Annotated in this window: 1 protein-coding gene; it reads left to right on the forward strand. The window is 64.1% G+C overall.

Features of this window, described 5'->3' with window-relative positions:
- On the forward strand, positions 1-281 hold a 281-nt coding region (locus AC788_RS21700; protein WP_161804280.1), incomplete at its 5' end, for a hypothetical protein.
- Between the last annotated feature and the right edge of the window lie 257 nt (positions 282-538).

The following is a 538-nucleotide window of genomic DNA, read 5'->3' on the forward strand; positions in this document are numbered from 1 at the left end:
GCAAGCGCCAACTGGCGGTGCAGGCGCAAACCTGCAATGCCGCAGTGTCGGCCCTGCTGGGCTGGCGCGAAACCGAAGTGGCGCTGCTGACCGAGCTGCTGCCGCAGAAGACCGCCAAGACCGTTGCTCACATCGACTGGCTGCGCCGGGCGCAGGCGGTGTCGCTCGAGACGGGCCTGAACGCGGCGACCTTGCTGCAAGCCTGCTCGCTGACGGCCGACAGCCCAGAGGCTGACTGGCAGGCGGTAGGCCAGGCGGCGATGGCGGCTGTTCGCGCTTAAGTCTGAAGTATCGGCGTCGACCCCTTCGCGGGCAGAGCCCGCTCCCACAAGGATTCAAAGTGTTCACAAAATCCTTGTGGGAGCGGGGCGAGCGGCGAGCTCTCTGCCCGCGAAGAGGCTCTCACTGGCACCCAAAAAACCCTTGAACCACCACACAGGAATCCATTCCATGACCATTGCAGCAACCCTCAACGAAAGCTTTCGCGACGCCCTCGTCGCCTATTACCTGGGCGAATTGGTGCCCAACGACACCACCC

It is taken from the genome of Pseudomonas sp. RIT-PI-a (assembly GCF_001187875.1).
GTDB lineage: Bacteria > Pseudomonadota > Gammaproteobacteria > Pseudomonadales > Pseudomonadaceae > Aquipseudomonas > Aquipseudomonas coleopterorum.